Source organism: Mycolicibacterium peregrinum, assembly GCF_001665625.1.
GTDB lineage: Bacteria > Actinomycetota > Actinomycetes > Mycobacteriales > Mycobacteriaceae > Mycobacterium > Mycobacterium peregrinum_B.
Window position 1 is genome coordinate 1 of the sequence record NZ_LZSY01000046.1, and the last position, 22,480, is coordinate 22,480.

Below are 22,480 nucleotides of genomic sequence, written 5' to 3' on the forward strand. Positions count from 1 at the left end.
GCGTCGTGCAACCGGCGGTGCATGGTGACCATTGCCTGGCCCACCTCGGGCATGCGCGCGACGAGCTCTTCGATCTGGGCCGAGGTGGTCGGGCCGTCGGCCAGGATCTCGCGCAGATCCGACACCAGCCGGGCATCGGCATCGGGGGTGAAGTACTGAGTCGGCAGGTCGAAGCGGTCAGCCAGGGCGAGCAACACCGGGACCGTGATCGGACGCTGATCGTTCTCGAGTTGGTTGACGTAGCTCGTCGACAGTCCCAGCGCGCGCGCCAGCGCGACCTGTGTCAGGCCCCTCTCGTCGCGTAGCCGTCGCAGACGGGCGCCGGCGAATGTCTTCGTCACCGCTGCCGAGGCTACCCCGATCGGGTTTCGCAACGTTCGCAAAAATGGTCATCCAAGGACACAAAAGTACGCATTTACAGGTACTTCCGCTGGTAATCGCCTCTGCGTACCGTGCGGAACATGCTTGAACACGACGTCAGAACCCGACGCAGCGCCGAGGACTTCCCCCGCACCGAGCACTTGGCTTGGAAGATCGCCGAGATCGCGGCAGACCCGGTGGACGTACTGCCTGAGACCGAGGCGATGGTGATCAACCGCATCATCGACAACGCCGCGGTATCGGCCGCGTCGGTGATCCGCCGGCCGGTGACCGTGGCCCGTGCGCAGGCACTCGCCCACAAGACCCCGCGGGGAGCCACGGTGTTCGGAGTCGACGGCACGGTTTCGCCCGAGTGGGCGGCGTGGGCCAACGGCGTCGCCGTTCGCGAGCTGGACTTCCACGACACTTTCCTGGCCGCCGAATACTCGCACCCAGGCGACAACATCCCGGCTCTGGTCGCGGTGGCACAGCAGCTCGGCGTGGGCGGATCGGACCTGATCCGCGGGATCGCCACGGCCTACGAGGTGCAGGTCGACCTGGTCAAGGGCATCTGCCTGCACCAGCACAAGATCGATCATGTCGCGCATCTGGGCCCGTCGGTCGCCGCCGGCCTGGGCACCATGTTGCGACTCGATCCCGAAACCATCTACGCCGCAATTGGTCAGGCGCTACATCTCACCACTGCCACCCGCCAGTCCCGCAAGGGGCTGATCTCCAGCTGGAAGGCCTACGCACCGGCGTGGGCCGGCAAGGTCGCGGTCGAGGCCGTGGACCGGGCGATGCGCGGCGAGGGCTCGCCCGCCCCGATCTGGGAGGGCGAGGACGGTGTGATCGCCTGGATGCTGTCCGGCCCGAACCACACCTACCAGGTTCCGCTGCCCGGCCCGGGCGAACCCAAGCGCGCCATCCTGGACACCTACACCAAGGAGCATTCGGCGGAGTATCAGAGCCAGGCGCCGATCGACCTGGCCCGCCGGATGCGCGAGCGCATCGGCGATTTGGATCAGATCGCCACGATCGTGCTGCACACCAGCAACCACACTCACGTCGTGATCGGCACCGGCTCCAATGATCCGCAGAAGTTCGACCCCGACGCGTCGCGGGAAACGCTCGACCACTCGGTGATGTACATCTTCGCGGTCGCGCTGCAGGACGGTACTTGGCACCACGAGCGGTCCTACGCCCCCGAGCGCGCGCACCGGCCCGACACCATCGAGTTGTGGCGCAAGATCTCCACGGTCGAAGACCCGGAGTGGACCCGGCGTTATCACTCCAACGATCCGGCCGAGAAGGCATTCGGCGCCAAGGCCGTCGTCACGCTCAAGAGCGGCGAGACCATCGTCGACGAGCTCGCGGTCGCCGATGCCCACCCGCTCGGCGCACGGCCTTTCGAGCGCGAGCAGTACGTCGCCAAGTTCGCCGAATTGGCGGAGGGCGTCGTCGAAGCCGAGGAGCAGAAGCGCTTCCTGTCTGCCGTCGAGAATGTCTCGGCGACCAAGTCCGGTGGACTCGGTGCCCTGAATGTCCGCGTCGATCCGCGGGTGTTGGACAAGGCGCCGACGATTCCCTCGGGGATTTTCCGATGAGTGCCGGCGGGCTGCTCGGCTCTGCGGTCCCTGCCTCGGAGAAGCGCCGAAAGTTCCGCCGCGGGTTGGAATCGGGTCGGCTCCTGCGCTTTCCGGGGGCATTCTCGCCGCTGGTGGCCAAGCTCGTCGCCGAGATCGGCTTCGACGGCGTCTATGTCTCCGGCGCGGTCTTGTCCGCAGACCTGGGCCTGCCCGACATCGGGTTGACGACGCTGACCGAGGTGACAGGCCGTGGTGCCCAGATCGCTTCGGCCACCGACCTTCCGACGCTCATCGATGCCGACACCGGCTTCGGGGAACCGATGAGCGCGGCCCGCACCGTGACACTGCTCGAAGATGCGGGCCTGGCCGGGCTGCACCTGGAAGACCAGGTGAACCCGAAGCGGTGCGGACACCTCGACGGCAAGGCCGTGGTGGAGACCGCGGAGATGGTCAAGCGGTTGCGTGCTGCCGTCTCGGCACGGCGCGATCCCAACTTCATCGTCTGTGCCCGTACCGACGCCGCGGGGATCGAGGGGATTCCCGCGGCGATCGACCGGGCCAAGGCCTACGCCGACGCCGGCGCCGACCTGATCTTTACCGAGGCTCTGCACACCCCGGCGGATTTCGAACAGTTCCGTGAGGCAGTGGACGTTCCACTGCTGGCCAACATGACCGAGTTCGGCAAGTCCGAACTGCTGACTACTCGGCAGCTGTCGGAGATCGGTTACAACATGGTGATCTACCCGGTTACCACGCTGCGCCTGGCGATGCAGGCCGTCGAGGTCGGGTTGCGCGAGATCGACTCGGCAGGAACACAATCCGGACTTCTCGACCAGATGCAGCATCGGAGCCGGCTCTACGAGCTCCTGCGTTACAACGACTACAACCAGTTCGACTCGGATATCTACAACTTCTCGCTGCAAGGGGCGACACGATGACCGCTACCGCGAACGACACAGTCAAGTCGAACATCCACAAGGGCCTGGCCGGCGTGGTAGTCGACACCACCGCGATCTCCAAGGTGGTCCCGGAAACCAACTCCCTGACCTACCGGGGCTACGCCGTGCAGGATCTTGCCGCGCACTGCAGCTTCGAGCAGGTCGCCTACCTGCTGTGGCACGGTGAACTCCCCACGGATCAGGAGCTGGCCCTGTTCTCCCAGCGTGAACGGGCCTCGCGCCGCATCGACCGCTCGATGCAGTCGCTGCTCGCCAAGATTCCCGACACCTGCCATCCGATGGACGTGGTCCGGACCGCGATCAGCTATCTCGGTGCGGAAGACCCGGAGGAGGACGACAGCGCCCCTTCGGCCAACTTCGCGAAGTCGTTGCGGATGTTCGCGGTGCTGCCAACCATCGTCGCCGCCGATATGCGCCGACGTCGCGGCCTGGAACCGATTGCCCCGCACAGCCACATGGACTACTCGGAGAACTTCCTCAACATGTGCTTCGGCGAGGTGCCGGATCCGGTGATCGTCAAGGCGTTCGAGCAGTCGATGGTCCTCTACGCCGAGCACAGTTTCAACGCCTCGACGTTCGCGGCGCGGGTGGTCACCTCGACGCAGTCCGATATCTACAGCGCGGTGACAGCGGCGATCGGTGCGCTGAAGGGCTCATTGCACGGCGGGGCCAACGAGGCTGTCATGCACGACATGCTGGAGATCGGCGGCGCCGAGAACGCCGCGGAATGGTTGCACGGCAAGCTGTCCCGCAAGGACAAGGTGATGGGATTCGGGCACCGGGTCTACAAGAACGGCGATTCCCGGGTACCGACCATGAAGGCCGCACTCCAGCAGGTCGCTGCGGTGCGCGACGGTCAGCGTTGGCTCGACCTCTACGAGCGCCTGGAGCAGAACATGCTCGCCGCCACTGGGATCAAGCCCAACCTGGACTTCCCGACCGGCCCGGCGTACTACCTGATGGGGTTCGACATTCCCAGCTTCACACCGCTTTTCGTGATGAGCCGGATCACGGGTTGGACGGCCCACATCATGGAACAGGCGGGCTCCAACGCGCTCATCCGGCCCCTCAGCGAATACAGCGGGCACCCGCAACGGGCTCTGGCTTAGTTCGCCCGTTTTCCGGCGAGCAGACGTGTAGGTACCCGGAAAGCACTCCCTACGGGTACCTACACGTCTGCTCGCGGGATAGGAAAGGAAACAGTGGTCGACAAGGTTCTGGTCGCCAACCGGGGAGAGATCGCGATCCGTGCGTTTCGCGCGGCCTATGAGCTCGGTCTCGCGACGGTCGCGGTCTATCCGTACGAGGACCGTAATTCTCAGCACCGGCTGAAAGCCGACGAGTCGTATCAGATAGGCGAGGAAGGACATCCGGTCCGGGCCTATCTTTTGGTCGATGAGGTCATCCGGGTCGCTCTCCATGCGGGCGCCGATGCGATCTATCCCGGCTATGGGTTTCTCTCTGAGAACCCTGAGCTGGCCCGGGCATGCGATCAGGCCGGTATCGCGTTCGTGGGGCCTTCGGCCGACGTGCTGGAGCTGACTGGCAACAAGGCCCGGGCCATCGCCGAGGCCCGCAGGGCCGGACTCCCGGTGCTGGCGTCGTCTGCGCCGTCGAGTTCGATCTCGGAACTGCTGGCAGCCGCCGAATCGATGAGTTTCCCGGTGTTTGTCAAAGCGGTTGCCGGTGGCGGGGGCCGGGGGATGCGGAAGGTCAACGACCCGGCCGACCTGAAGGACGCGATCGAGGCCGCGAGCCGGGAGGCACAGTCGGCGTTCGGGGATCCCACGGTGTTCCTCGAGCAGGCGGTGATCAACCCGCGCCACATCGAGGTACAGATCCTGGCCGACACGCAGGGCAACGTGATCCACCTCTTCGAGCGTGACTGCAGTGTGCAACGGCGTCACCAGAAAGTCATCGAGCTGGCGCCCGCCCCAAATCTGGATCCCGAACTGCGGGAAAGGATCTGTGCCGACGCGGTGGCGTTCGCTCGTCAGATCGGGTACTCGTGCGCCGGTACGGTGGAATTCCTGCTCGATGAGCAGGGGCGCCACGTGTTCATCGAGTGCAATCCCCGGATTCAGGTCGAGCACACGGTGACCGAGGAGATCACCGATGTCGACCTGGTGTCGAGTCAGCTGCGCATCGCGGGCGGGGAGTCCCTGGCCGATCTCGGACTCACTCAGGACGCGTTGAAGATTCGCGGTGCGGCCCTGCAGTGCAGGATCACCACCGAAGACCCCTCGAACGGTTTTCGTCCTGACACCGGACGCATCACCGGATACCGCTCACCGGGCGGCGCCGGCGTCCGGTTGGATGGCGGCACCAACCTCGGCGCTGAGGTCGCCGCGCATTTCGATTCCATGCTGGTGAAGCTGACCTGTCGGGGACGAGACTTTTCGACGGCAGTGGCGCGGGCCCGACGCGCGGTCGCGGAGTTCCGGATTCGTGGAGTATCGACCAACATCCCGTTACTGGCCGCGGTCCTGGAGGACCCCGACTTCGTGGCCGGGCGGGTGACGACGTCCTTCATCGAGGAACGACCCGAACTGCTGACTGCACGCGGCAGTGCCGACCGGGGCACCAGGATCCTCAACTATCTGGCCGATGTGACGGTCAACCAGCCTCACGGTCCGCGACCCTCGGCGGTGTATCCGCGCGACAAGCTCCCCGCGTGTGATTTGAGCGTGGCCCCGCCGTCGGGATCCAAGCAGCGCCTGACCGAGCTGGGGCCGGAAGGGTTCGCCTCCTGGCTGCGCGACAGTCGTGCTGTCGGCATCACCGACACCACCTTTCGCGATGCCCATCAATCGCTGCTGGCGACCCGGGTGCGCACCAGCGGCCTGCTGCGGGTCGCGCCGTACATCGCCCGGACCATGCCGCAGCTGCTGTCCGTCGAGTGCTGGGGCGGTGCCACCTATGACGTCTCACTCCGGTTCCTCAAGCAGGATCCGTGGGAGCGGCTGGCGGCGCTGCGCGAAGCGCTGCCCAACATTTGTCTGCAGATGTTGTTGCGGGGCCGAAACACCGTGGGGTACACGCCGTACCCGGAGACCGTGACGCGTGCGTTCATCGATGAGGCGGCCGCCACCGGGGTGGACATCTTCCGGATCTTCGACGCGCTGAACAACCTGGACTCGATGCGTCCGGCCATCGACGCGGTCCGCAACACCGGAACCACGGTCGCCGAAGTTGCGATGTCCTACACCGGCGACCTGTCCGATCCGCGTGAGTCGCTGTACACCTTGGATTACTACCTGCGTCTGGCCGAGCAGATCGTCGAGGCCGGCGCGCACGTTCTGGCCATCAAGGACATGGCGGGCTTGCTGCGGGCGCCGGCGGCCGCGACGCTGGTGTCGGCTCTGAAATCGCGGTTCGACCTTCCGGTGCACGTACACACCCACGACAGTCCGGGTGGGCAGTTGGCCACCTATGTGGCGGCCTGGATGGCCGGCGCCGATGCTGTCGACGGTGCCGCAGCTCCGTTGGCGGGCACGACAAGTCAGCCGGCGTTGTCCTCGATCGTGGCCGCCGCCGCGCACACCGAGTACGACACCGGCGTCTCGCTCGACGCAGTGTGCGACCTGGAGCCCTACTGGGAGGCGTTGCGGAAGGTATATGCGCCATTTGATGTTGCGGCCTCGGGCCCTCCTTCTCCGACGGGCCGGGTGTATACGCACGAGATCCCGGGCGGACAGTTGAGCAATCTCCGTCAGCAGGCCATCGCGCTCGGTCTGGGCGGCCGCTTCGAGGACATCGAGGCGAACTACGCCGCCGCGGACCGAATGTTGGGACGGCTGGTGAAGGTCACCCCATCGAGCAAGGTCGTGGGCGATTTGGCACTGGCGATGGTGGGCGCGGGTATCGACGCCGACGACTTCGCCGCCGACCCGGCTCGATACGACATCCCGGACAGCGTGATCGGTTTTCTGCGAGGCGAACTCGGAGAGCCCCCGGGCGGCTGGCCGGAACCGCTGAGGACCAAGGCGCTGAACGGCCGGAGCCCGGCCAAGTCGATCCAGGAATTGTCCGCCGAGGACGAAACGGTGCTGGCTGCGCCGGGGCCGAAGCGTCAGGCCGCCTTGAATCGGCTGCTGTTCCCGGGCCCTACAGCGGAGTTCGAGGCGCATCGCGACGAGTACGGCGATACCTCACGTCTGAGCGCCAACCAGTTCTTCTACGGTCTGCGTCACGGTGAGGAGCACCGGGTCAAACTCGAACCCGGCGTCGAACTGCTGCTCGGGCTGGAGGCAATCTCCGAACCCGATGAGCGAGGAATGCGGACAGTGATGTGCATCCTCAACGGACAATTACGACCGATTGTGGTGCGGGACCGCAGTATTGCCAGCGAGGTCCCGGTAGCCGAGAAGGTCGATCGGGCCAACCCGGCCCACATCGGTGCGCCGTTCGCCGGGGTGGTCACAGTCAAGGTCACCGAAGGGGACGCGGTCGAGGCCGGCCAGTCCATCGCCACCATCGAGGCGATGAAGATGGAAGCGGCGATCACGGCACCGGAATCCGGCACCGTCACCAGAATCGCGGTCGCCCCGACCGCGCAAGTCGAAGGCGGCGACCTCCTGGTCGTCGTGGGTCAGTAGGTACTTGTGTCCATGAGAACCGTCGCGCTCGAGTTGGTGCCACCCAATCTCGATCGGGCAACGGGCGATGCCGTAGCCGAAGCGCAGAAGGTGGCGCGGCTCTCCGCCGAGTTCGGCATGGGAGGACGTCTTGGTCACGTCATGATCCCGGGAATGATCGCCGAAGACGACGACCGACCCATCGAGATGAAACCCAAGATGGACGTCCTCGACTACTGGTCGATCCTGCAACCCGAGCTGCCGGGTGTCCGTGGCCTGTGCACGCAGGTCACCTCGTTCTCCGACGAAACGGCGCTACGTCAGCGGTTGACAGGCCTCGACGAGTCCGGGTTCGACGGCGTGATCTTCGTCGGCGTGCCCCGCTCCATGAACGACGGCGACGGCACGGGTGTCGCACCGGCCGACGCCTTGGCCAAATTCGACGGCCTGGTCGCCAACCGTGGCGTGATCCTCATCCCCACCCGCGCCGGCGAAGAGAGCCGGTTCTCGTTCAAATGCGACAAGGGCGCCACCTTCGCCATGACCCAGTTGCTGTACTCGGACGCGGTGGTCGGTTTCCTCGGCGATTTCGCGCGGTCGAGCGATCACCGGCCAGAGGTGCTGTTGTCGTTCGGTTTCGTGCCGAAGGTCGAGACCAGAGTCGGCCTCATCGACTGGCTGATCCAGGACCCGGGCAATGAAGCCGTCGCGCAGGAACAGGACTTCGTCAGATCGTTGGCAGCCGGTGAACCCGCAGCCAAACGGCGACAATTGGTTGACCTCTACAAGCGGGTCATCGATGGAGTGGTCGACCTGGGTTACCCGGTGAGTCTGCATTTCGAAGCGCCATACGGCGTTTCGAGACCCGCGTTTGAAACGTTCGCCGAGATGCTGGCTTACTGGTCGCCCAGGCAGTCCTCCTGAGCAGACCGGGATGAACGCACGATCCTGTCCCACCTCGATGCGGGTGATGGGCGTCTTGAATGCCACGCCCGATTCATTCTGGGTCGACAGCAGATTCGATGTCTCCGCACTCGCGGTGGCGGCCGGACGGCGCATGTTCGAAGCCGGTGCGTGGGCGGTGGATGTCGGGGGTGAATCGACGAGACCGGGTGCGGTCCCGGTTTCAGTCGACGAGGAACTCGCTCGTGTGCTGCCCGTCGTCGCCGGGTTGTCGGATCTGGGCACGGTGTCGGTGGACACCCGCAATCGTGAAGTGGCCGAGGCAGCGGTGCGGGCGGGGGCAGGCATCATCAACGACGTCTCGGGCAAACTCTATGACCTTGCCGGGAGGCTCGGCGTCGGGTACGTGAGCATGCACTCGCACACGGTGCCCGTCCTCGCCGGAGTGTTCCCCGAGTATGAGGATGTGGTCAGTGAGGTGGCGAGCCTGGTCACCGGGGTCGCACAAACGGCCACCGCCGGTGGTGCCGGGCCGGTGTGGATCGACCCGGGCATCGGATTCGGGAAATCGACCGAGCACAACCTGGAGTTGCTGCGGCGGCTCCCTGAACTGTGCACCCACGGATTTCCGGTGCTGCTCGGTGTCAGCCGAAAATCATTCATCGGCCACGTCACCGGCCGCGAAGTCGATCATCGGCTGGCCGGCTCGCTGGCCGTGGTCGCACCCGCCTGGGCCGCCGGCGTCGACGTCATCCGGGTTCACGACGTCGTCGAGACACTGGACACCATCATGATGCTGCGGGCGATCTGGGGCTGATCGCCGCCACCGAACGGGCCCACAACGGTTTTTTCTGGACTTCGGCTGTGTTCGGTGCCGGCAGGCGTTGCGCAGACTTGGCTGTGATGAGCCCGGCGATGAGGAAAGTCGACCACAACCACCCCGGCCACGTCGCACCACTGTTCGCCGTGATGGTCAGACCGTGTCGCAGCGACCCGTATCGTCAACGTCAAAGCACTCGCCGCGCCTGGAGGCAGTGCACCGGTTGCTGAGAGCGCGAAAAATACTGTTGCTCGGCACTTTTGAAGTTCGCGCCGAATATTGACGGCTGTTTCAGGCCGCCGATGAGGGGGTGCACGCTCCGAAAAGGGGAGGCCCCATCATAGGAAATTCATTGGTTAGGCTCGCCTCGCTGATCGAAGGAGGCTGCGGGTTTGAGCGTGGCGCCCCACTGACGTGGCGCCCCCGACCTGCGCCCGAGACAGGGGGATGGGCTTTGACGTGTGATGAAGTGCTGCAGCACAGCGCAACTGGTATTTCATTGACTCGGCCACGGCGAACGGCGTGACCAACGCGTCGCGGCTGGATGACTACCCGGTGCTGCCAAGGGAACTCAAGAATGTTTCCGAGGCGGTGCGGCGCACACCGGGACCGCCGGTTCCGCGGCTGTTGCCACCGAGCAAGATTCGGGCAGCTACCGGTGACGATGCCGGAATGATCGCAGAGTGGATGAACCGTCCGCACCTGGCGAAGACCTGGGAATATGACTGGCCGATGCAGCGCTGGCGTAAACATCTGAAAGCCCAACTAGAGGGCGATTATTCACTGCCGCTCGTCCTGAGCATCGGCGGCGTGGCGCGTGGATATCTCGAAATCTACCGTGCTGCCAAGGATTCCATTGCTGACCGATATGATAGTGAACCGCACGATCTCGGCCTGCACGGGGCGATAGCCGACGAAGAGCTTGTCAACCGGGGCCTCGGCCCGATGCTGCTGCCCAAGATTGTCACCAGTGTCCTGGCCGCCGATCCCGATTGTGAGCGGATCATGTTCGACCCTGACCACCGCAACACCACCGTGCGTGGGTTGTGCGAGTTCGCCGGTTGTCGGTTCCTCGGAGAACACGAGATGTCCAACCGCAGGATGGTGCTCTACCAACTTGACCGCGACACTGCCCGCACGCGATGGCCCGCACCGAGTTTTGTCAAACCTACTGACTGACAGTCGAGTCCATCCAAATCTACCGCTCCAGTACGCAAACGAAAGGTGAGGCCGGCCGCTTCGGCCGGCCGGGTATCACACATGACCACTACCGATTCATCCGCATCGACCGCCGTATCCGACGGGCTGGTCTCGATTCTGCGCGACGATCTCGAACTCCCATGTCAAACACTCAGTGCCAGTACGCGTCTCGTCGACGACCTCGGCATGGATTCGGTTTCTTTCGCGGTGGGACTGGTGACCATCGAGGAGAAGTTCGGTGTGCAGCTCAGCGAGGAGGACCTCATCACCTGCAGCACCGTGGGCGATCTGCAGTCGGTGATCGACCAGAGGAGTGCAGCGTGAACCCGCTCGCAGGTGCTCTGCGGGAGGCGATGGTCGGCTCACCGCATGATCTGGTGGTCCTGGATCGCGACACCGATACCTGGCAGCGCCGCCCCTGGCCGGAAGTACACGGGCTCGCCGAGCACATTGCGGCCTACCTGCTGGGCCGTGACCAGCCGGGCGCGGTTGGTCTCGTGGGCGAACCGACGGTGGAATTGATTGCCGCCATACAGGGCTCGTGGCTGGCGGGTTCGGGTGTATCGCTGCTGCCCCGTCCCCAGCGTGGTGCCGAACCGTCCGAGTGGGCACGAGCCACGATGTCCCGGTTCAGCAGCATCGGCGTGACGACGGTGTTCAGTTACGGCACCACCCTGCAGCTGTTGCGGGATGCCGGCTCACAGCTGACCGTGTGCGATGTCGCGGATGCCGCACGGACATCGACATCGGGACAGCTTCGGTATCCAGATAACGCGGAGGTGGCGATCCTGCAGGGCACAGCCGGGTCCACCGGCACGCCGCGGACTGCGATGCTGGCGCCCGAGGCGGTGCTCAACAACATTCTGGCCGTCACGCAGCGATTGTCGTTGAGCCGCAACGATGTCGGATGTTCCTGGCTGCCGGTCTATCACGACATGGGCCTGGCAATGGTGTTGGCGTCGACGATGTCGGGTATGCCGCTGTGGCTGGCGCCCACGGGCGCCTTCTCGGCTGCGCCACTGCGGTGGGCCGAATGGCTGTCCGAATCGTGCGCGACGTTCACCGCCGGGCCGAACTTCGGCTACTCGGTACTCGGCCGTTTCGCCAACCGCGTCTCCGACGTCGACCTCGGTGCGGTGCGCATCGCGATCAACGGTGGTGAGCCCGTCGACTGTGCCGGTGTCGATCGGTTTGCTACCGGAATGAGCAGGTTCGGCTTCGACGCGGGAGCCATGGCGCCCGCGTACGGGATGGCCGAGGCGACCTGCGCGGTGACCATTCCCGCGCCCGGGGAAGGCCTGCGCATCGGTGCCCCCGTGGCCCAAGACACCCCTGCCACCGGCCGACGCTACGCGTTGCTGGGGCGTCCGGTGCCGGGCATGGAGATCCGCATCGTCCCGTCTGCGCACGATGAGACCGGCGCGTCTGGCGAGGTCGAGATCCGTGGTTCCTCGATGATGACGTCCTATTTGGGGAACACACCGGTCGATGCCGGGAGCAGCGGCCAGTGGTTCCCGACCGGCGACATCGGCTACCTCGTTGACGGTGCATTGGTGATCTGTGGTCGCTCCAAGGAGGTCATCACGATCGCCGGGCGCAACATTTTTCCCACCGAGATCGAACAGGTCGTCGGCGAGGTGGACGGTGTCCGCGAAGGGGCGGTCGTCGCGGTCGGCACGGAATCCGGCGCCGCGCAATCGCGTCTGCTGGTGGCAGCGGAGTTCATCGGGACCGAACAGGACACCACCCGCAGCGCCGTGATCCGGCGCGTGGTGTCCGTGTGCGGTGTCACGCCCGCAGACGTGGTGTTGATGTCACCGGGGTCGTTGCCACGCACCTCGTCGGGGAAACTGCGTCGCCTCGAAGTCCGTCGTCAACTGGAGTCCACGCGGTAGCGTCCGCCGCGTGCGATGAGTTCTACTCTCTTCTCAAGTCCAATCAGCATCCATTGTTGACTGAACGGGAGAGAACGCGTGGCTCAGCTGCTCAAGGTCCAGAACTTCAACGTCTCCGGCGACGGGTTCGGCGCCGGCGAGAACCAGAGTTTCGAGCGACCGTTCGGTCATGCCGAACCGGGCGAGATGTTCGCCTGGGCCGGTGCCACGGCGAGCTGGCCCAACCGGACGGAGCCGGGCGGCAGTCGCGGCCTGGACGACTACCTCACGAGGGACTTCCACCACAACATCGGCGCCGAGATCATGGGCCGCAACAAGTTCAGTCCGTACCGCGGTCCGTGGGAGGATCACGCCGACTGGCAGGGCTGGTGGGGCGGGGAGCCGCCGTTCCACACTCCGGTGTTCGTCATGACCCACTACGAGCGGCCGTCGTTGACCCTGTCCGACACCACCTTCCATTTCGTCGACGCGGATCCGGCGACGGTTCTGGAGCAGGCCCGCAGCGCCGCGCAGGGCAAGGACGTCCGATTGGGCGGGGGAGCGAGCACCATCCGGGAGTTCCTCGACGCCGACCTGATCGACGCCCTGCATGTGGCGGTGTCGCCGATCGAGTTGGGCAGCGGGTCGCGGCTGTGGGAGTCGCCCGATGAGCTGAACGACCGGTTCCACCATGACGTGGTGCCGAGCCCCGGCGGCGCGGTCACCCATCATCTGTTCTGGCGGCGGTGACCGCTCAGCGAAGCCGGTAGTCCGAGCAGGTTTCGGCCGGAGGTGTCTGGGTAATGCACTGAGCTGACCGGATACCGACACGGCTGGAGGGATGCTGCCCATGACGGCGATCACCGCATATCGCGGTCTGCTTCGATCGATCGATCTGCACGTCGAGGACACCGGTGGTGACGGACGGCCCGTGGTGTTGATCCATGGCTGGCCGCTCACGGGGGAGTCCTGGGCTCCACAGGTCGAGGCGCTGACAGCCGCCGGCTACCGGGTGATCACCTATGACCGCCGAGGCTTCGGTCGCAGCGACACATCGTTGGTGGGATACACCTACGAATCCTTGTCGGATGACCTGTCGGCATTGATGGAGGAAATGGACCTGCATGATGCGACACTGGTCGGCTTCTCGATGGGTGGGGGGGAAGTGGCCAGTTATTGCGCCCGCAAAGGCACCGCACGGGTCCGAAGCGCGGTGTTTGCGTCGTCGGTGACTCCCTGCATGCTGCATTCTCGCGACAATCCCGCCGGGCCGCTGGGTAAGGCGGAGGCGGCCCAGATGGCGATGTCGCTGACGAAGAACCAGGATGGGTTCTACGACCAGTTGATGACCGACGTCTTCTCGGTCAACGGAGAACTGGTGATCAGCGAGGATCGGCGCCGGGAGACGCTGGCGATGTGTGGCCAGGCCAACAAGCACGCCGCGCTCGCCTGTCTCACCGCCTTCGGCAATACCGACTTCCGCGAGGACCTGCCACGAGTCACGGTGCCCAGTCTGGTGATTCACGGAGATGCCGACACAACTGTGCCGTTCGAGGGGTCCGGGCTACGCACCCACGAGGCGTTGCGCGACAGCCGCCTGCACGTCATCGCCGGCGGGCCCCACGGAATCCCGATCAGTCATGCCGGAGAGTTCAACGACGTGCTGCTGGCGTTCCTCGCCGAGGAGTTCGGGGCGCATCGAGGGGCGCACTGAGTCAGTCGCGGCAACGCACGCCGCGCTCGAAGGTGCGGATGACGGCTGGTGCGGCCGCGTGTTGCGGCATGAGGCCGTCCTTGGAGTCCTGACAGGCCCACATCACCAGACCGTAGAGCGCGTGTTCGAGCCACTGGGTGCTCGACTCCGGATCGAACACGCCCTCGGCCTGGCCGCGTTCGATCAGGCTGGTGAGATATCTGTTGTCCGGCACCGCCTCGGGTGGCAGGCCGCGGAGAACATTCGGGTCGTCGAACAGGAACAGCAGTCGGTTGCCGACCGAGATCATCGCGTTGATGACGCGCCGCATGGCCTCGACCGCGCAGCCATCCTCAGGTGCGGCAGCGGCCACGGCGTTGGTCACGACCTGTACCGAGTCGACAATCGTCGCGTTGATCAGAGATTCCCGGTCGGGAAAGTAGCGGTGCACGGTGGTGCGGCCGACCCCGGCCGCGTTGGCGATATCGGGCAACGTCGCGGTCCGGTCGTCAGCTAGGACCGCGGCGGCGGCCTCGATGATCGCACCACGGGTGCGCGCCTGGGTGGCCGAGAGCTCGCCTGTGCTCATGCGTCGATGGTATCGACGCGGGTCACGACATTCTCGCCACCGGTATCGGTGTGGTCCGATCGGAGAGAAAACGCGCCGGCCGCTGGCGTATCGGTAGCGGCCACCAGAACCAGCGGCCGAGGATCGCGGCAATTGTGGGAGTCATCAGCGAGCGAACGACAAGGGTGTCGAACAGCAGGCCCAGGCCGATGGTGGTGCCGCCCTGGCCGATCGCGATCAGATCACTGGTGGCCATCGAAGCCATGGTGAAGGCGAACACGAGGCCGGCCGCGGTGACCACGCCACCCGTGGCTCCCATGGCCCGGATGATGCCGGTGTTGATGCCAGCGCTGACCTCTTCCTTCATCCGTGAGACCACCAGCAGGTTGTAGTCGGATCCGACCGCCAGCAGGATGATGACCGAGAACGCCAGCGTCATCCAGTGCAGGTCGATTCCGAGCAGGTACTGCCACACCAGGACCGACAGGCCGAACGATGCTGCCAGAGAAAGGATCACGGTGCCGACGATCACGAATGACGCGATCAGGGCGCGGGTGATCAACAGCATCACGATGAAGATCAACGTGATTGCGCCGCAGGCCGAGATCAGCAGATCCCACTGGGCGCCGACCTGGATGTCCTTGTAGGTGGCCGCGGTGCCGCCGAGGTAGATCTTGGCGTCGGCCAGCGGCGTCGTCTTGATGGCCTCGCGCGCCGTCTTCAGGATCGGGTCGACGTGCGAAATTCCTTCGGAGGTGGCCGGATCCACGTCGTGGGTGATGATGAACTGCGCGGCCTGACCATCCGGCGAGACCATCAGGTCAAGCCCGCGCTTGAAGTCCGGGTTGTCGAACGCCTCGGGCGGCAGGTAGAACGAGTCGTCGTTGCGTGCGTCGTCGAATGCCTGGCCCATCACCGATGCCGTGTCGGTCATCTTGCCGATCTGGTCGACCAGCCCGTTGAACGTGCTGAACATCGTCTTCATGGTGCCCTGCATGGACTTCGAGATGGCGATCATCGGTGGTAGCTGCGCCACCAGCTGAGGCATCAGCTGGTCCATCTCGTTCATGTTCTTCACCGATTCCGAGAGGGTCTCGGTCATGGTGTCGATGCCGTCGAGCCCGTCGAACAGTGAGCGCATGGATTGGCACATCGGGATGTCGTAGCAGTGCGGTTCCCAGTACAGGTAGTTCCGCATCGGCCGCATGAAATCATCGAAATCAGCCATGTGATCCCGCATTTCGTTGGTGCTGGCCTGCATGTCGTTCATGCTCGCGGTGAGTTCGTGGGTGATACCGGTCATCCGGTTCATCAGACCCAGCATGTTCTCCATGATCACGATCATCCGGCCGAGATCATCGGTCAGCGTGTTCATGTCGCCCATGCGCTCGCGGAGGAACTGCAGGTTCTCGGTCATCGACACCGATTGCATGCTCACCTGGAAGGGCACCGAGCTGTGCGCGATGGGACGGCCCAGCGGCCGGGTGATGCTCTGCACGCGGGCGACGCCGGGTACGCGGATCAGCTCACGGGCGATCTTGTCCAGCACGATCATGTCGGCTGGGTTGCGCAGGTCCCGTCCCGCATCGACGAGCAGCAGATCTGGATTCATCCGGGCAGCCGTGAAATGGCGTTCCGCGGCGGCATATCCGACGTTGGACGGCAGATCCTTGGGGATGTAGAGCCGCTCGTTGTAGGACGTCTTGTAGCCGGGCAGCGCCAGCAGCCCGACGAGCGCCACGGCGATGGCGGCGGCGAGGATCGGCACCGGCCAGCGCACCACCGAGGTGCCGAGCCTGCGCCAACCCCGCGAGCGGATCTCGCGCTTGGCGTCGAGCAAGCCGAACCGGCTACCGACCACCAGCATCGCCGGCGCGAGCGTGAGAGAAGCCAACACCACCACGGACATGCCGATGGCGCTGGGGACACCCATGGAGCTGAAGTAGTTCAAGCGGGTGAAGTGCAAGCAGAGCATGGCGCCGGCAACGGTGAGACCGGAACCGAGGATGACATGGCCGACACCGTGAAATGCGGTGTAATAGGCATCTTCTCGCTCTTGGCCCTTTTGTCTGGCCTCCTGATAACGGCCGACGAGGAAGATGGCGTAGTCGGTTCCCGCCGCGATGGCCAACGAGGTCAGCAAGCTCACCGAGAACGTCGACAAACCGAGCATCCCGGCGTGGCCGATCGCGGCCACCACACCACGCGCGGCGGACATCTCCAACAGCACCACGATCAGCATCAGCAGCATGGTGGCGAACGACCGGTAGACGACGATCAGCATCACCGCGATCACCGCGATCGTGACGAAGGTGATCTTGACCATGCTCTTGTCGCCGGCCTCGTTCATGTCCGTGGTGAGCGGACCTTGGCCGGTGACATAGGCTTTCACGCCCGCAGGCGGGTGCGAGTCGTCGATGATCTTGCGTACTGCAGCCACCGATTCGTTGGCCAGCGTCTCGCCCTGGTTGCCGGCGAGGTTGACCTGGACGTAGGCGGCCTTGCCGTCGGTGCTCTGCGAGCCGGCAGCGGTGATCAGGTCGCCCCAGTAGTTCTGTACGTGCTGAACGTGTTCGGTATCGGCCTGAAGCGTGCGGACCAGCTCGTCGTAGTAATGATGGGCTTCGGTGCCCAGCGGCTGGTCGCCCTCCAGCACCACCATCGCGATGGTGTCCGAGTCAAATTGGTCGAAGCGCTCGCCGATCTTCTTCATCGCCACCAACGCCGGTGCGTCCTGTGGCGAAAGCGACACGGCGTGCTCGTGTCCGACGACCTCGAGCTGGGGGACCAGTGCGTTCAGGACGACGACGAGGATGATCCACGCCAGGATGATGGGGATCGCAGCCACGCGGATGACGCGGGCGACTCCCTTGTGGTTGGTGTCCTTGAGTTCGGAGCCGTTGTGCTCGTGGTTGCCCATCAGGCGGCCTTGTCCAGGCAGAAGGCCTGCGCGTCATGCTGGTTCACGGTCTGCTCGTCTCGGACTTCGCCGTTGACGACGATCCGGCAGCTGATCACTTCGCTATCTCCTTGGGCAACGACATTGGCGAACACCGTCGGCAGGGTGGTGACAACCTCGTGTCGCCATGGCAGCGACGTGAAGCTCTCGGTGTGCGGCTGGGCGTCGGCGTCGAGGTAGCTGACATGACCGCTGGTGCCGCTGGGCCCCTCGATCTCATAGACGACGCGCTTGGGGTTGAACTCGACGATGTCGTCCCCGGCCGACTGGCCCGGATCGGTGTTGATGTGGGTCCCGAAGATGCCGTGCATCCGGTTCATCGCGAAGCCGCTGACGGCAAGCGCCGCCACCAACACCAAAGGAATCCAGAAGCGTTTGGCGAGCCGAAACAGCGTAGCCACGGCAAAATCCACCTCTCCGGTTCGGCGCATGCCGACGGAAAACCCCATCCGACCGCGTTTGATCGGCTGAACGTAACAGGCCCTTAGTGGATCGACAACGTTCCATTAAGGAATGTTGATCTTCCTCACAGTTACTTCCCAAACGGAATTTTTAGCTCCCCGCGAGTCAGTGTGCAGCGCACACGGCCACTGGGATCTGGCTCCAGCGAACAAGTTTGGGCATCGAAGTCTGCGGCCCCGGGAACATGTCGACACTGTTCGCGGTTTGCCACCGCAATCGAGAGCCGCCTCGGACCTGTGCTACCCCTACGCGGTGACCAGGCGCACCGGTGCGCCGGCACAGTAGGCGGCGATGTCCTCGACGATGTCGCGGTAGAAGATGGACATGACGGTCTGGGTGACGTAGCCGAGGTGCGGTGTCAGCAGCGTGTTGGGCAGGGATGCCAGTGGGTTGCCAGCCGGCAGTGGCTCGTGCTGGTAGACGTCGAGCGCCGCACCGCGAATCTGGTTGCTGCGCAGGGCTTCGACGAGGGCCGGCTCATCGATGAGGCCGCCTCGCGAGGTGTTCACCAGGATCGCCGTCGGCTTCATCGCGGCCAGCTCGGCGCTGCCCACCAGTCCACGCGTCGAATCGGCCAGCACCATGTGCAGCGACACAACGTCGGCGCCGGTGAACAGGGTGTCGCGATCCACCCGCGCGACACCGGCCTTGGCGGCGCGCTCGTCGGTGAGGTTGGGGCTCCATGCGATGACGTCCATGCCGAAGGCCTTGCCGATCGCGGCGACCCGGCTGCCGATCCGGCCCACCCCGACCAGGCCGAGGGTGGCCCCGTGCAGGTCGGTGCCGATGGTGCTCTGCCACCGCCCGTCACGGATGCGCTGATCCTCGGTGGTCAGGTGGCGCTGCAGCCCCAGGATCAGCGCCCAGGTGTGTTCGACGGTCGGAGTGACGGCACCGCCGGTGCCCGAGACGGTGATGCCGAGGCGCTGTGCCGCGGCGACGTCGATGGCGGCGTTGAAGGGCCCGGTCGTCACGAGCAGTTTCAGCGCGGGCAGCTCGGCGAGCAGTGCTCCGTCGAGCGGGGTGCGTTCCCGCATCGCGACGACGACCTCGTGTCCGGCCAGGGTCTCGACCAGTGCCGGACCGGGTGCGATGTGTTCCCTGAGGGCGGTGATCTGAACGGGACCAGGTATCGGTGACCAGTCGACGGTGTCGGCGATGCCCTGGTAGTCGTCGAGGACGGCGACGCGCAGCGGTTCGGTCATGGATCAGTAGGCGTTCGGATCGTTCTGCACGGCCGACGGCACCGGATGCTGGTAGAGCTGGGAGGCGTTCTCCCAGGTGATCTTCCGGATGACGTCGGCGGGCAGGTGATGGATCTGTTCGTGGATGATGCGTTGGGTGTGTGGCCAGGTCGAATCGCAGTGGGGGTAGTCGGCCTCGAGCAGAATGTTGCCGGTGCCGATCCGTTCGTGCTGGACGAACGAGGACTGATCCTCGACCGCGCAGAACCAGAAGTTCCTGGTGAACACCTCGGCGGGGGAGAGGGTTTCGCCCAGCGCTTTCCAGGTTCCATACATCTGGTGGTAGCTGAGCATGTGGTCGAGCCGGTCGAGTAGCCCTGCGACCCAACCGATTCCGCCCTCCGACAGGCAGATCTTGAGATCGGGGTACCGGCTGGGCAGACCCGAGTACAACCAGTCCACCGCGGCGGTGATGGCGTAGGCGAAGAACAGCACACCCTGCACGTCCGGTGGGGCGTCGTCGGTGGTGGATGGCGCCGAACCGGAGGAGCCGATGTGCAGGTTGACCACGGTGCCCGTCTCGGCGCACGCCGCCATCATCGGTTCCCAGTACCCGGAGTGGATGGTCGGCAGGCCGAGCATGGCTGGGTTCTCGCTGAAGGTCACGGCGTGGAAGCCGCGTTCGGCGTTCTCGTAGATCATCTGCGCGCCGACCTCGGGGTCGAGCAGCCACGGTAGCTGGCACGGGATGATCCGCTCGGGATATGCCCCCGCCCACGCTTCGAGGTGCCAGTCGTTCCAGGCCCGCACGGCCGCCATCGCCAGGTCCCGATCCTTGGTCACCTGCTGCAGCCGTTGGCCGGCGAACCCGGGCAGGAACGACGGGAAGTTGAGGGAGGCGTACACGCCGTTGAGGTCCATGTCCCTGACGCGCTCGTGAATGTCCCAGGCACCGCGGCGCATCTCGTCGAAACGGGCGGGCTCGAAACCGTATTCGTCCACGGGCCGTCCTACAACGGCGTTGAATCCCACGTTGGGCAGCGACTGCCCGTCGTACATCCAGGTCTGCCCCCCGTTCTCGGTATCGACCACCTTCGGGGCACGGTCGGCGAACTTGCGGGGCACGCGGCCGGTGAAGGTGTCGGGCGGCTCGACGATGTGATCGTCGACCGAGATCACGGTGTAGAGGCGTTCGGCCCGTTCGGGTTCCGGAAGAAATGTGACCGTGCGCTCGGCACCCTTCTGGGCGGTGGTGAAGTCGAGATTGCCTGCGAGTTCGTCGATGGACTTCATGGGCTGAATCTCCTTGCTGCCTCAGGTCAGGACTTCTGGGTCGGCCTTGATGGTCATGCGGGCCGCTCCAGCCCAGTACACGTCGGCGGCCCGCTCGATGAGCGAGGCCTGCATGCCGTACATGTCGGAGCGATTCATCGCGGTGGGCTGGCGGCCGGTCAGCATCACCTGGTAGGCCAGCTTGCACACCCGATCGATCGATGCGGCCCGGTACACCGCCTCGGCCACGGTGCCTCCCGTGGTGATGACGCCGTGGTTGGCCAGGATGGTGAGGTTGGCCGCGCCGATCCGCTCGGCGAGTTCACTGGCCCGCGGTGCCGAATCGACCTCACCGTCATAGGTTTCGACCAGACACATGTCGTCGAGGAACAGCGAGCCGGTCTGGTGCACCAGGTCCGGCAGCTTGCCCAAAGCGGCGATGAGGCTCACGTAATAGGGATGGTTGTGGATGACGACGCGGGCGTCGTCGCGTCTGCGGTGCAGTTCGGTGTGGATGTGGATGGCCGGGGTGACATCCCAGCGTCCCCGCACCACGTGCGCATCCTCGTCGACGACGCAGATGTCGGATGCGGTGAGCTCCTGCCACCATAGGCCCCATGGATTGACCAGCATCTCGGTGCGCTCTTCGGGCTGCCAGGTGATGTGGCCTGCCATGTTCTCGGCGAATCCGATGCCGGCAAGGTGCCGGAACGCCACGGCCAGCGTCTGCTCCTCGGTCAGGTCGACCCCGATCGGCGGGGTCACCGACGGAGACCACACTTTCAGCCCGCCCTCGCGCCTCTCATCGACGCTCATAGTCGTCTCCCAACCGCGTCCGGATATCTTCGCGGAGTTGTCCTTTGGCGATCTTTCCGCCCGATGACCGGGGCAGCTCATCGAGCACGATGAGCTGCTCGGGAAGCAGTTCCTTCGACATGCCCTCGGCCAGGAGGTGCTCGACGAGTCCAGGGAGATCGATCGCCTGCCCATTGGCAGGTTCTACGTAGATGCAGACCTTCTCGCCGAAGACCGGGTCGGGCATGGCCACCGCGGCTGCGACTGCCACGGCCGGATGCGTCGTCACCGCATCCTCGACCTCACCCGCACTGATGTTCTTGCCGCCGCGCACGATGAAATCCGAGGTGCGGCCGGTGACCGACAGATAGCCTTCGGCGTCGACCTCACAGACGTCGCCCATCCGCATCCAGCCGTCCGGGGTGTAGAGCTTGTCGTGGTCCACCCCGCCCAGATAACCGAGGCTGGTGGCCGGTCCGCGGCAGGCCGGTTGCCCACGCCCGGTCGAGGTCACGTCGTCGTCGCCGTCGAACAGGCGCACCGCCATCTCGGGTACCAGCCGGCCGGCGGTGCGCAGCCTGCGTTCCCGGGAATCCTGCAGTGTCGTCCCGCTGAGCAGACCGGTTTCGTTGGAGCCGTAGAACTGCAGGATGGTGGCGCCGGTGAGTTCCTCGAAGTCGGCGGCGCGCCGGTACGGCAGTGCCTCGCCGCCGGTGAATACCACGCGCAGCGAGCTCAGGTCGTTCTCTCGGGCTGCCGGGTCGGCCATGATCATCATCAATTGGGTACTGACACAGCACAACACGCTGACCTGGTGGTGTGCGATCGCCTCACACGCGGCCTTCGCGTCGAACTTTTCCAGCAGGATGGTGGTGGCGCCGAGGTAGATCGGGGTGGTGTGGGCGGTCCAGATGCCGAACCCGAACGGTGCCGGGATGACGGGCAGAAAGATGTCATCCGATGTCAGGGCGCCGTTGGCGACCGCCTGCTGGTGGAAGTAGTGCCACCGGTTCTGGGTGTGCACAACGCATTTGGGTAGGCCCGTGGTGCCCGAGGTGGAGTTGATCAGGAATACGTCGTCGGCGCAAACCACCGTGTCCGGATTGACCGATGAGATCAGCGCGCTGGTGTTGGACGGTTTGTCCCTCGACACCGATACCGCACCTCGACCACCGGCCGCGGGTGTCGGCGCCGACGACGTATTCCTGATCAACTCCACCTCGGGCACCACGGGCCTACCCAAATGCGTTGTGCACACCCAGAAC

At 65.1% G+C, this 22,480-nt stretch carries 19 protein-coding genes and 1 pseudogene; 12 read left to right on the forward strand and 8 right to left on the reverse strand.

What is annotated here, in order from left to right:
* On the reverse strand, positions 1 to 341 hold a 341-nt coding region (locus A5779_RS06255), incomplete at its 3' end, for a helix-turn-helix domain-containing protein (protein ID WP_131811586.1).
* Positions 342 to 461: 120 nt separating this feature from the next.
* Between A5779_RS06255 and prpD the strand changes: the two genes are divergently transcribed.
* The 11 genes from prpD to A5779_RS06310 all read left to right on the forward strand — a co-directional run bounded on the left by prpD (position 462) and on the right by A5779_RS06310 (position 13,996).
* Positions 462 to 1,967: a 2-methylcitrate dehydratase PrpD gene (gene prpD / locus A5779_RS06260; protein ID WP_064880029.1), complete on the forward strand. Its 1,506-nt coding sequence runs from the start codon at positions 462 to 464 to the stop codon at positions 1,965 to 1,967.
* Positions 1,964 to 2,887 carry a methylisocitrate lyase gene (gene prpB, locus A5779_RS06265; RefSeq protein WP_064880031.1) on the forward strand — a complete coding sequence of 308 codons (924 nt, stop codon included), beginning with the start codon at positions 1,964 to 1,966 and terminating at the stop codon, positions 2,885 to 2,887. The genes prpD and prpB overlap by 4 nt, the downstream gene beginning before the upstream one ends.
* Complete coding sequence (locus A5779_RS06270; RefSeq protein WP_064880033.1) at positions 2,884 to 4,017, forward strand: bifunctional 2-methylcitrate synthase/citrate synthase; 1,134 nt, start codon at positions 2,884 to 2,886, stop codon at positions 4,015 to 4,017. The genes prpB and A5779_RS06270 overlap by 4 nt, the downstream gene beginning before the upstream one ends.
* 93 nt (positions 4,018 to 4,110) lie before the next feature.
* Positions 4,111 to 7,506, forward strand: a complete 3,396-nt coding sequence (locus A5779_RS06275) for a pyruvate carboxylase (protein WP_064880035.1) — start codon at positions 4,111 to 4,113, stop codon at positions 7,504 to 7,506.
* Between the two features lie 12 nt (positions 7,507 to 7,518).
* Complete coding sequence (locus tag A5779_RS06280) at positions 7,519 to 8,409, forward strand: mycobacterial-type methylenetetrahydrofolate reductase (protein ID WP_413784896.1); 891 nt, start codon at positions 7,519 to 7,521, stop codon at positions 8,407 to 8,409.
* A gap of 10 nt (positions 8,410 to 8,419) precedes the next feature.
* Positions 8,420 to 9,205 carry a dihydropteroate synthase gene (gene folP / locus A5779_RS06285; protein WP_064880039.1) on the forward strand — a complete coding sequence of 262 codons (786 nt, stop codon included), beginning with the start codon at positions 8,420 to 8,422 and terminating at the stop codon, positions 9,203 to 9,205.
* A 558-nt stretch (positions 9,206 to 9,763) separates the two neighbouring features.
* Positions 9,764 to 10,387 carry a GNAT family N-acetyltransferase gene (locus tag A5779_RS06290; protein WP_082941554.1) on the forward strand — a complete coding sequence of 208 codons (624 nt, stop codon included), beginning with the start codon at positions 9,764 to 9,766 and terminating at the stop codon, positions 10,385 to 10,387.
* A gap of 45 nt (positions 10,388 to 10,432) precedes the next feature.
* The gene (locus A5779_RS06295; RefSeq protein WP_269085837.1) at positions 10,433 to 10,732 is read left to right on the forward strand and encodes an acyl carrier protein; all 300 of its coding nucleotides are present in this window, start codon (positions 10,433 to 10,435) and stop codon (positions 10,730 to 10,732) included.
* Positions 10,729 to 12,303 carry a long-chain-fatty acid--ACP ligase MbtM gene (gene mbtM, locus A5779_RS06300; protein ID WP_064880045.1) on the forward strand — a complete coding sequence of 525 codons (1,575 nt, stop codon included), beginning with the start codon at positions 10,729 to 10,731 and terminating at the stop codon, positions 12,301 to 12,303. The genes A5779_RS06295 and mbtM overlap by 4 nt, the downstream gene beginning before the upstream one ends.
* A 78-nt stretch (positions 12,304 to 12,381) precedes the next feature.
* Positions 12,382 to 13,032, forward strand: coding sequence for a dihydrofolate reductase family protein (locus A5779_RS06305; protein WP_064880047.1), 651 nt, complete (start codon positions 12,382 to 12,384; stop codon positions 13,030 to 13,032).
* Positions 13,033 to 13,132: 100 nt separating this feature from the next.
* Positions 13,133 to 13,996, forward strand: a complete 864-nt coding sequence (locus A5779_RS06310; RefSeq protein ID WP_064880055.1) for an alpha/beta fold hydrolase — start codon at positions 13,133 to 13,135, stop codon at positions 13,994 to 13,996.
* A gap of 1 nt (position 13,997) precedes the next feature.
* Here A5779_RS06310 and A5779_RS06315 read toward each other — a convergent pair whose 3' ends face one another.
* The 7 genes and pseudogenes from A5779_RS06315 to A5779_RS06345 all read right to left on the reverse strand — a co-directional run.
* Entirely contained in the window at positions 13,998 to 14,564 is a 567-nt protein-coding gene (locus A5779_RS06315; RefSeq protein WP_082941552.1) for a TetR/AcrR family transcriptional regulator, read from the reverse strand.
* 22 nt (positions 14,565 to 14,586) lie between these two features.
* Positions 14,587 to 17,463, reverse strand: a complete 2,877-nt coding sequence (locus A5779_RS06320) for an MMPL/RND family transporter (protein WP_064880049.1) — start codon at positions 17,461 to 17,463, stop codon at positions 14,587 to 14,589.
* Positions 17,463 to 17,903, reverse strand: coding sequence for an MmpS family transport accessory protein (locus A5779_RS06325; RefSeq protein ID WP_413784897.1), 441 nt, complete (start codon positions 17,901 to 17,903; stop codon positions 17,463 to 17,465). The genes A5779_RS06320 and A5779_RS06325 overlap by 1 nt, the downstream gene beginning before the upstream one ends.
* 306 nt (positions 17,904 to 18,209) lie before the next feature.
* A complete protein-coding gene (locus A5779_RS06330) occupies positions 18,210 to 19,169 on the reverse strand; it encodes a D-2-hydroxyacid dehydrogenase family protein (protein ID WP_207549035.1) in 960 nt (319 codons plus the stop codon).
* 3 nt (positions 19,170 to 19,172) lie between these two features.
* Positions 19,173 to 20,441, reverse strand: a complete 1,269-nt coding sequence (locus A5779_RS06335; RefSeq protein WP_064880051.1) for an amidohydrolase family protein — start codon at positions 20,439 to 20,441, stop codon at positions 19,173 to 19,175.
* A 21-nt stretch (positions 20,442 to 20,462) separates the two neighbouring features.
* Positions 20,463 to 21,236: a class II aldolase/adducin family protein gene (locus A5779_RS06340; protein ID WP_064880053.1), complete on the reverse strand. Its 774-nt coding sequence runs from the start codon at positions 21,234 to 21,236 to the stop codon at positions 20,463 to 20,465.
* A pseudogene (locus tag A5779_RS06345) lies at positions 21,223 to 22,299 on the reverse strand (class I adenylate-forming enzyme family protein); the annotation flags it as partial. The gene A5779_RS06340 and the pseudogene A5779_RS06345, both read right to left, overlap by 14 nt.
* Here A5779_RS06345 and A5779_RS34245 point away from each other — a divergent pair.
* On the forward strand, positions 22,271 to 22,480 hold a 210-nt coding region (locus tag A5779_RS34245), incomplete at its 3' end, for an AMP-binding protein (RefSeq protein ID WP_330220056.1). The pseudogene A5779_RS06345 and the gene A5779_RS34245 overlap by 29 nt on opposite strands.